We start from the raw sequence: 8,564 nt of genomic DNA, 5'->3' as shown, positions 1-8,564 counted from the left end.
GTAGCGTTTTTTTAGCGGTGTAATGTGTATGTATCAGATTTAACCACTGCTTGAATTTGTTTATATTCTTCAGGTGTTAGTGGAGATTGAATTGTAGCTTGAACATTCTCTCGTAATTGCTGAATAGAACTAGCACCTGGAATAACAGCGGCAACAGCTGGGTCATGTAAACAATATTGAATCGCTGTTTCGGTTAATGAATGAGTGTTTATAATTTCTGTTACAGCAGCTAAAGTTTTTGTTAATTCATTATAAGAATAAGAAAGATAATCTTTTTCTTTCACTTTTTCTACTTTTCTTTCATTATTGTCCGTTAACAAACCTTTCGCGAGTGGTCCGCGAGCAATTACGCTAATTTGATTGTCATGTAAGAATGAAAACCATTCTTCGGGCCGGCGATTTAATAGACTGTACTCCATTAATACGCTAACAATGTTGGAACGTTTTGCATATTCAAGAATGACATTTGGACGAATAGAAGAAATTCCGTACTGTCGAATGATACCTTCTTCTTTTAATTCTTCAAACGCTTCGATTGTTTCATCAATAGGATCTTCTATTGTCCCACCGTGAAGTTGATATAAATCAATATAATCTGTTTGGAGGCGGCGTAAACTTTCCTTTACTTCTGCCTTTATATAAGCTTTAGAAGGGTCCCAAGACCAGCCGTTTTTTTCATCGGTCCAGCGGTTTCCAACTTTCGTTGTCAGAACAATTTGATCCCTTTTTCCCTTAAGCGCTTTTCCAACAAATTCTTCATTTAATCCATAATTGTATAAATCTGCTGTATCAAAAAAGTTAATTCCTAAATCAATCGCTTCATGGATGATGCGAATGGCTTGGTTTTCTTCTGTGCCAAGAGACATACAGCCAAGTCCCATTTCAGTAATATACAAATCTGAGTTTCCTAATTGTCGTTTTTTCATCGGTCAACCTCCTTAGTTATATTGTACGAAAGCGAAAGAAGGTTGACAAACGTTTACTTTTTGCTTGCAGTAATCCAGTCTTGCACAGTTGCGTACTCTTTTCCATATTGCTTTAGTTTATTACGAATTTGCCAAGCCTTTCCGACCAATGTGATACTGTTTGGTAAAATATACACTTTCATTTTTATCACGCTCCTTTCAGTGTGGTAAAATGTATGAAGAACAATTAGGAAATAGAATAGGGAGATGAAATATTGTGAGTAATCTTGCAGAGAGAACAGTTGCAACTGAACCAATTTTTGATGGAAAAGTTATTAAAGTTCGTGTTGATGATGTAGTATTGCCAAATGGAGAAGTGAGTAAACGTGAAATTGTAAATCATCCTGGGGCTGTTGCTATCATCGCTGTTACAGAGGAAGAGAAAATCGTGCTTGTTGAGCAGTACCGTAAAGCACTTGAAAAAGAGATTGTCGAAATTCCTGCGGGGAAATTAGAGCCTGGAGAAAAGCCAGAGGTAACAGCGATTCGTGAACTAGAAGAAGAAACAGGATATGTATGTGACAAAATGGAATTCATCACATCTTTTTATACATCACCAGGTTTTGCTGATGAGATTTTATATGTATACAAAGCAACAGGATTAAAGAAAAAAGAAAATAAAGCAGCTTTAGATGAAGATGAATTTGTGGAATTGATGGAAGTTTCATTAGAAGAAGCTGTTGAACTTATGAAAAATCAGCGTATCCATGATGCAAAGACGATGTTCGCTGTACAATACTTGCAATTACAAAAATAAACACTCGCCTAAGGCGAGTGTTTTAATTAATTTTTGCATACACGCGTGTGTCACGTAAGCTGCCATCTGGAGCAAGAAAATCGTTTTCTAATGTACCTTCTAAAATAAATTCCAGTCGTTCTGCTAAAGCACATGCATTTACATTTGTAGCATCGCAGCGAATTTCAAGTCGTCTTGCACCAAGCTTATCAAAAGCAAACTGGACAGCACCTTTCACTGCTTCTGTCATATAACCTTGTTTTGTATAAGCGCTATGTAACCAAAAACGAATTGAAAACTTTGGAATATCCCAGTCTTCTGGATGAAGGGTAAGAGCTCCAATAAATGTACCAGATATTTTATCATATAAATGAAAAGCCAATGTTTCACGAAGTAAAAATTGCCCGTGAGCTTTTCGAACGGTTTCTTCGGCAGTTTCTTCTGTCTCGGATGTAATTGACATCCATGGCTGTAAGTCTTCTAAAGAAGCTTGAACTGCTTCATATACCTCTGTTCCATCACCTGGAAATGGTTTGCGTACTTGCAGGCGCTCAGTTTGAAATAATGTTGGAAAATCTAATAATAATGGTTTCAAGCAAAATCCCTCCTATTCTCTACTTTTAAGTTTAGCAAAGTGGAGCGAAATTTCAATCTTAATTAATCATACTTTTTTCTTTCTTTCATACATTTTAATAAGAGTGTGAACGGAGGGAAGAAAAAATGTTACGAAAAACTTGGCAAGATCGTGTAATTTCTCATATACAGGAGAATTCTTCGCTATATATATTTAATTCTGTTTTATTATTGATGGGTGTAGTGTTTGGAGCTATTCTTGTAAATAGTCTAGAGGTGAGTCAAAAACAAGATTTATCTTTTTATTTGAATCGATTTTTTGGACAAGTTTCCAAAGGAGAATTTGCAATTGCGAGCGACATGTTTCGAGAAAGCTTCTTTTCACAATTAAAATATATTGGATTTATTTGGCTGTTAGGAATTTCAATTATTGGATTGCCACTTATTTTTATTTTATTATTTTTAAAAGGAGTGGTTGTTGGATTTACAGTAGGTTTTTTAGTTAGTCAGCACGGATGGAATGGATTGATGTTGGCATTTGTATCTGTGTTGCCACAAAATTTAATTATTATTCCTGCGTTTCTTGTTATGACAACAATTGCTGCAAGTTTTTCTTTACGCATGATTAGGCATCAATTTATTCGGAAAATTACCGAGCCACTATTACCGTTATTAATTCGCTACACTTGTTTCTTTCTTGCTATTGGCGTGGTATTAGCAATTGCTTCTAGCATTGAAGCCTATGCATCACCGGTATTAATGAAAGAAGTCGTGGAAGTTATCAATAAAAAATAAATACTATATGAGAATAATTATCAACTTATTTTGATTGTTTTTCTTTTGACAGAAGCCCTTCTTCTGATATAATGGTGTAAGAGTGGCGAGGAGGGAGTAGTACCGATTATTTTGATTGTTTTTCTTTTGACAGAAGCCCTTCTTCTGATATAATGGTGTAAGAGTGGCGAGGAGGGAGTAGTACCGAATGGAAGAGAGAATTGAACGAATTAAGAAGCAATTGCATGCAGCGAGCTATAAGTTAACACCACAACGTGAAGCAACGGTTCGTGTGCTGCTAGAAAATGAAGAAGATCATTTAAGCGCAGAAGATGTTTACCTCCTTGTAAAAGAAAAGTCGCCAGAGATCGGACTAGCAACCGTCTATCGAACTTTAGAGTTATTATCTGAGTTAAAAGTTGTTGATAAAATTAACTTCGGAGACGGTGTTTCACGCTATGACTTACGTCAAGAAGGTGCACAGCGTTTCCATCATCATTTAATTTGTACACAGTGCGGTGCTGTACAAGAAATTCAAGAGGATTTACTTGGTGAAGTGGAGAAAAAAGTAGAACGAGACTGGAGCTTTAAGGTAAAAGACCATCGTTTAACTTTCCATGGGCTTTGTAAAAATTGTCACGAAAATGAAACGGATGAAAAATAACCTTTTCCTATTTAGCTAGGAAGGGTTTTTTTATTTGAGTTTAGGTATAAATTGCAGAAAGCTTGGCATATGTTGTAATAACATATATCTTGGAGGAGTTTACAATGCGCCGAGCTTTAAAGTTAACTTTTGATGGAATGAAAGTATTTTTATTATTTACAGGTTGTACGATTTTGTTTTATTTCGCTATACTATGGATAAATGAAGAATATGAAAGTTATCATCGGTATGAAAAACCAAAAGAAGAGACAGTAGAAAAAGTATCAGGGAATGAGGAACCAGAAAAAGATGCTTTTGTAAATAGAATAATTTTTTTCTATGAAAATGGGGAGTAGTGTAGATTGGAAGATCAATTAAAAGATTTTATTCATTATATGATTGTGGAAAAAGGTTTAGCAAAAAATACAGTTGTATCCTATGAGCGAGATTTAAAAAGTTATGTGAAGTATTTACAAAATGTTGAGCAAATAAAAACATTTCATGAAGTGACAAGGATACACATTGTGAATTTTTTGCAGTATTTAAAAGAGAACGGAAAATCTTCAAAAACTTTGGCACGTCACATTGCCTCTATTCGTTCGTTTCATCAATTTTTACTTCGTGAAAGAGTAGTAGAACATGATCCATCTGTACATATTGAAACGCCTCAGGGCGAGCGGAAATTACCGAAAGTATTGTCAGTGGATGAAGTAGAAGCATTGCTTCAAACGCCCAAAGCGACAAGTGCATTTGGTATTCGTGATAAGGCTATGTTAGAGCTATTGTATGCAACAGGGCTCCGTGTTTCTGAATTGATTGCATTAAATTTAGAGGATGTTCATTTAACAATGGGTTTTGTTCGTTGCATAGGAAAAGGGAATAAAGAGCGAATTATCCCACTAGGTAGTTTGGCGACAGAAGCGATTCAACGCTATATTGAAAAGGGCAGAAGGGAACTGATAGGAAAAAAAACAGTTGATGCCCTCTTTTTGAACCATCACGGTAATCGATTGTCCCGTCAAGGGTTTTGGAAGATTTTGAAACGACTAGCAAAAGAAGCGAATATAGAAAAAGAGCTTACGCCGCATACACTGCGCCATTCTTTTGCGACTCATTTATTAGAAAATGGAGCGGATTTGCGTGCTGTACAAGAAATGCTTGGACATGCCGATATTTCTACAACGCAAATTTATACACACGTTTCAAAGACTAGATTAAAAGATGTATATAAACAGTTCCACCCGAGAGCATAGTAATTTATGCTCTTTTTTATTTTGTTCCGCTATTTGTGGGGAGTAGGACCTCTATCTTAAGATTCAGAGAGAAGGTAGGAAGAGAGGTGAGGAAGAACGCCTGTAAAAGCCTAATTGGTGAGAGCTTTCTATCTGTTACTTAGTCTATACAGAGCCATTTTTATTTTCCAACAGATAAATCGCTGCTATGAAAATAAAAGGAGATCTCCACTTGTCTTCTTCTTTTGTTTTAACTTGGCATGGGGCAGGAAGAGGGTCTGACCGCTTTAATGCATGGCTGGATGCTCTCTCTCATCTAAAAGGAATGTTTTTTAATTTTATATTTATAAAGCTAGCGCACAAATCTAGTAATAATAGAATGTGTATGAAAAATGAAAAAGTAAGTGTTTCACAAAAACTTCACAAACATTTCGTACATTGTTTTCAGCAGAAGGCTGGAATATAAACTGGTATATCCTCTATACTAAATAAAGTATAAAGGAGGAAATCATAATGAAAAAACTTATAATCACTTTATTTATTACAATGCTAGCATTAGCTGGATGTAATACAAAGGAAGAAGATACAACAAAAAAAGAGAAACTTGAAGAAGTAAAAGTGGCTGTCCAAACAAATCCGAAAAAAATTAAACCAAATGAAAAAACAGAAGTACAGGCTCTTGTTACACAAGGGAAGGAAAAAGTAACGGATGCTGATGATGTGAAATTTGAAATTTGGAAAGATGGCGAAGAAAAACACGAAATGTTAAATGGGAAGCATAAAGGAAAAGGTGTTTATGCAGTAGAGAAAACATTCCCATCAGATGGTGTATACCATGTTATTGCACATACAAATGCGCGTGAAATGCATGTAATGCCAGAAGAGAAAATAGCTGTAGGAAATGCGAAAGTTGAGGATGTAAAAAAAGAAAAAGGTAATCATGAAGCAGGTCATGGTGAGCACAAAAGTGACACAATGATTCATCTTATGGCTGGCGACGTGAAAGCAAATGCTGAATCAACAATGAAAGTTCATTTGAAACAGAAAGAAGATGCTTTAACTGGTGCTGAAGTACAGCTTGAGATTTGGAAAGATGGCGCTGAAAAACATGAGTATATTCCAGCTAAAGAAGGTGACAAGGGCGAATATGTTAGTAAACATACGTTTAAAGAAGCTGGTGCTTATAAAGTAAAAGTGCATGTGAGAAAAGGTGAGCTTCACGAACATAAGGAAGAAACAGTAGAAGTAAAATAAAAAGTAGCTCTTTAGAGCTGCTTTTTTCTTTAGGGTAATGAAATATATCATAATTTCATTAGCACTTCTGTGCAGAATGGATTACAATAGAAAGTGTGAAGAAAATAAGAATTTCTACGAAAATGTATTAAAAAGAAAGCGTAAACATGTTATGATATCAGCATGAGATGTCTGACATCTGACTTAGAAAAAACAGGAAAGTTTTTTGCTTCGTTTGAAAATAGAGCGAAGAGGGCTGGAGAATGACTTGAACAAGTGGTTTAGTCAGTGGGAAAATGAGCGAATTCTCACTGATAGCAGTTTCACTTTACAACGTTTTGCACATACTACAAGAAGTAGAACTGAACATATAGGAGGTTGCAGTTATGAATAAATATAAACGTATATTCCTAGTCGTAATGGACTCAGTAGGAATCGGAGAAGCACCAGACGCTGACAAATTTGGTGATGTAGGTTCTGATACAATCGGTCATATCGCTGAACATATGAACGGATTACAAATGCCAAATATGATGAAATTAGGTCTTGGTAACATTCGTGAGATGAAAGGGATTTCTAAAGTAGAAAAACCACTTGGATATTATACAAAAATGCAAGAAAAATCTACGGGTAAAGATACAATGACAGGTCACTGGGAAATTATGGGTCTGTACATTGATAAACCATTCCAAGTGTTCCCAGAAGGGTTCCCAAAAGAATTACTTGATGAGTTAGAAGCAAAAACAGGGCGCAAAATCATCGGTAATAAACCTGCTTCTGGAACTGAGATTCTTGATGAACTTGGTCAAGAACAAATGGAAACAGGCTCTTTAATTGTTTATACTTCTGCGGATAGCGTATTACAAATCGCGGCTCACGAAGAAGTTGTACCACTTGAAGAGTTATATAATATTTGTAAAATCGCCCGTGAGTTAACACTGGATGAAAAATATATGGTGGGCCGTGTTATTGCTCGTCCATTCGTTGGAGAACCAGGAAACTTCACACGTACACCAAACCGTCATGACTATGCATTAAAACCATTTGGTCGTACAGTAATGAACGAATTAAAAGATAGCAACTATGATGTAATTGCAATTGGCAAAATTTCTGATATTTACGATGGAGAAGGAGTAACAGAATCGCTTCGTACAAAATCTAATATGGATGGAATGGACAAGCTTGTTGATACATTAAATATGGACTTTACAGGCTTAAGTTTCTTAAATCTTGTTGACTTTGATGCGCTATTTGGTCATCGCCGTGATCCTCAAGGATACGGAGAGGCGTTGCAAGAATATGATGCACGTCTTCCAGAAGTATTTGAAAAACTAAAAGAAGATGATTTATTAATCATTACAGCGGATCATGGTAACGATCCAATTCATCATGGTACAGACCATACGCGTGAATATGTACCATTACTAGCTTATAGCCCAAGCATGAAAGAAGGCGGACAAGAATTAGCACTTCGCCAAACATTTGCTGATATTGGTGCAACTGTAGCAGAAAACTTCGATGTAACAATGCCAAAATACGGAACAAGTTTCTTAAACGACTTAAAGAAATAGGGGGATAAACACATGAATCGTGAACTTATTACAAAATCAGCTTCATACTTAAAAGAGAAATTCCAAGAAACACCACAAGTAGGACTTATCCTTGGATCTGGACTAGGTGTATTAGCAGATGAAATCGAAAATGCGGTGACAGTACCATATAGTGAAATTCCTGAATTTCCTGTATCAACTGTAGAAGGTCATGCAGGACAGCTTGTATTTGGTACACTTCAAGGTGTAACAGTAGTAGCAATGCAAGGACGTTTCCATTTCTACGAAGGATACGACATGCAAAAAGTAACATTCCCAGTTCGTGTGATGAAAGAACTAGGTGTAGAAACAGTTGTTGTAACAAACGCAGCTGGTGGTGTAAATACATCATTTGAACCAGGCGATCTTATGTTAATCTCAGACCATATTAACTTCATGGGCACAAATCCATTAATTGGACCAAATGATGCTGAAATGGGCGTACGTTTCCCTGATATGTCTACATCATATACGACAGAACTTCGTGAAATGGCGAAACAAGTTGCAGCAGACTTAAATATTAAAGTACAAGAAGGTGTATACGTTGGAATGACAGGTCCTGTATATGAAACACCTGCTGAAATTCGTATGCTTCGTACAGTTGGTGGAGATGCAGTTGGGATGTCTACTGTACCGGAAGTAATTGTAGCACGTCATGCTGGTATGAAAGTACTTGGTATTTCTTGTATTTCAAATATGGCAGCTGGTATTTTAGATCAACCACTTCATCATGATGAAGTAATCGAAACGACAGAGCGTGTGAAAGCTAACTTCTTAGCATTAGTAAAAGCAATCGTAAAACAAATGAAGGGGTGAGTT

12 protein-coding genes are annotated in these 8,564 nt (G+C 36.2%); 9 read left to right on the top strand and 3 right to left on the bottom strand.

Annotation, left to right across the window (positions count from 1 at the left end):
* Window positions 1-11 precede the first annotated feature (11 nt).
* Window positions 12-926, bottom strand: a complete 915-nt coding sequence (locus LOK41_RS20330; protein ID WP_241818045.1) for an aldo/keto reductase — start codon at window positions 924-926, stop codon at window positions 12-14.
* 53 nt (window positions 927-979) lie between these two features.
* Window positions 980-1,108 carry a Z-ring formation inhibitor MciZ gene (gene mciZ / locus LOK41_RS20325; RefSeq protein ID WP_174099136.1) on the bottom strand — a complete coding sequence of 43 codons (129 nt, stop codon included), beginning with the start codon at window positions 1,106-1,108 and terminating at the stop codon, window positions 980-982.
* A 74-nt stretch (window positions 1,109-1,182) separates the two neighbouring features.
* Between mciZ and LOK41_RS20320 the strand changes: the two genes are divergently transcribed.
* Window positions 1,183-1,722, top strand: a complete 540-nt coding sequence (locus LOK41_RS20320; protein WP_241818044.1) for an NUDIX hydrolase — start codon at window positions 1,183-1,185, stop codon at window positions 1,720-1,722.
* Between the two features lie 22 nt (window positions 1,723-1,744).
* Here the strand turns inward: LOK41_RS20320 and LOK41_RS20315 are convergent, their stop codons facing one another.
* Window positions 1,745-2,296, bottom strand: a complete 552-nt coding sequence (locus LOK41_RS20315) for a GNAT family N-acetyltransferase (RefSeq protein WP_241818043.1) — start codon at window positions 2,294-2,296, stop codon at window positions 1,745-1,747.
* Window positions 2,297-2,421: 125 nt separating this feature from the next.
* Between LOK41_RS20315 and spoIIM the strand changes: the two genes are divergently transcribed.
* From spoIIM to LOK41_RS20275, 8 genes are all read left to right on the top strand, one after another.
* Window positions 2,422-3,069: a stage II sporulation protein M gene (gene spoIIM, locus LOK41_RS20310; RefSeq protein ID WP_241818042.1), complete on the top strand. Its 648-nt coding sequence runs from the start codon at window positions 2,422-2,424 to the stop codon at window positions 3,067-3,069.
* Between the two features lie 187 nt (window positions 3,070-3,256).
* Entirely contained in the window at window positions 3,257-3,712 is a 456-nt protein-coding gene (fur, locus tag LOK41_RS20305) for a ferric iron uptake transcriptional regulator (protein WP_174099140.1), read from the top strand.
* A 104-nt stretch (window positions 3,713-3,816) separates the two neighbouring features.
* Entirely contained in the window at window positions 3,817-4,047 is a 231-nt protein-coding gene (locus tag LOK41_RS20300; protein WP_174099141.1) for a YqzK family protein, read from the top strand.
* Between the two features lie 6 nt (window positions 4,048-4,053).
* The gene (gene xerD, locus LOK41_RS20295; RefSeq protein ID WP_241818041.1) at window positions 4,054-4,944 is read left to right on the top strand and encodes a site-specific tyrosine recombinase XerD; all 891 of its coding nucleotides are present in this window, start codon (window positions 4,054-4,056) and stop codon (window positions 4,942-4,944) included.
* 211 nt (window positions 4,945-5,155) lie between these two features.
* Window positions 5,156-5,389 (top strand): hypothetical protein, encoded by a 234-nt coding sequence (locus tag LOK41_RS20290; RefSeq protein WP_241818040.1) that lies wholly within the window; start codon window positions 5,156-5,158, stop codon window positions 5,387-5,389.
* A 47-nt stretch (window positions 5,390-5,436) separates the two neighbouring features.
* Entirely contained in the window at window positions 5,437-6,177 is a 741-nt protein-coding gene (locus LOK41_RS20285) for a FixH family protein (RefSeq protein ID WP_241818039.1), read from the top strand.
* Between the two features lie 365 nt (window positions 6,178-6,542).
* Entirely contained in the window at window positions 6,543-7,727 is a 1,185-nt protein-coding gene (gene deoB / locus LOK41_RS20280) for a phosphopentomutase (protein WP_241818038.1), read from the top strand.
* Between the two features lie 12 nt (window positions 7,728-7,739).
* Window positions 7,740-8,561: a purine-nucleoside phosphorylase gene (locus tag LOK41_RS20275; protein ID WP_241818037.1), complete on the top strand. Its 822-nt coding sequence runs from the start codon at window positions 7,740-7,742 to the stop codon at window positions 8,559-8,561.
* Window positions 8,562-8,564: the final 3 nt, after the last annotated feature.

This window comes from Bacillus sp. TL12, assembly GCF_022625245.1.
In the GTDB taxonomy this organism is placed as follows: Bacteria; Bacillota; Bacilli; order Bacillales; family Bacillaceae_G; genus Bacillus_A.
The sequence above is the reverse complement of the archived record's forward strand: the minus strand, read 5'-3'. Positions and strand labels throughout refer to the sequence as shown.

What these genes read in the sequence shown, in the direction of transcription:
- LOK41_RS20330 (WP_241818045.1), bottom strand. Translation starts at nt 926, where the DNA reads ATGAAAAAACGACAATTAGGAAACTCAGATTTGTATATTACTGAAATG.
- mciZ (WP_174099136.1), bottom strand. Translation starts at nt 1,108, where the DNA reads ATGAAAGTGTATATTTTACCAAACAGTATCACATTGGTCGGAAAGGCT.
- spoIIM (WP_241818042.1), top strand. Translation starts at nt 2,422, where the DNA reads ATGTTACGAAAAACTTGGCAAGATCGTGTAATTTCTCATATACAGGAG.
- fur (WP_174099140.1), top strand. Translation starts at nt 3,257, where the DNA reads ATGGAAGAGAGAATTGAACGAATTAAGAAGCAATTGCATGCAGCGAGC.
- LOK41_RS20300 (WP_174099141.1), top strand. Translation starts at nt 3,817, where the DNA reads ATGCGCCGAGCTTTAAAGTTAACTTTTGATGGAATGAAAGTATTTTTA.
- LOK41_RS20285 (WP_241818039.1), top strand. Translation starts at nt 5,437, where the DNA reads ATGAAAAAACTTATAATCACTTTATTTATTACAATGCTAGCATTAGCT.
- deoB (WP_241818038.1), top strand. Translation starts at nt 6,543, where the DNA reads ATGAATAAATATAAACGTATATTCCTAGTCGTAATGGACTCAGTAGGA.
- LOK41_RS20275 (WP_241818037.1), top strand. Translation starts at nt 7,740, where the DNA reads ATGAATCGTGAACTTATTACAAAATCAGCTTCATACTTAAAAGAGAAA.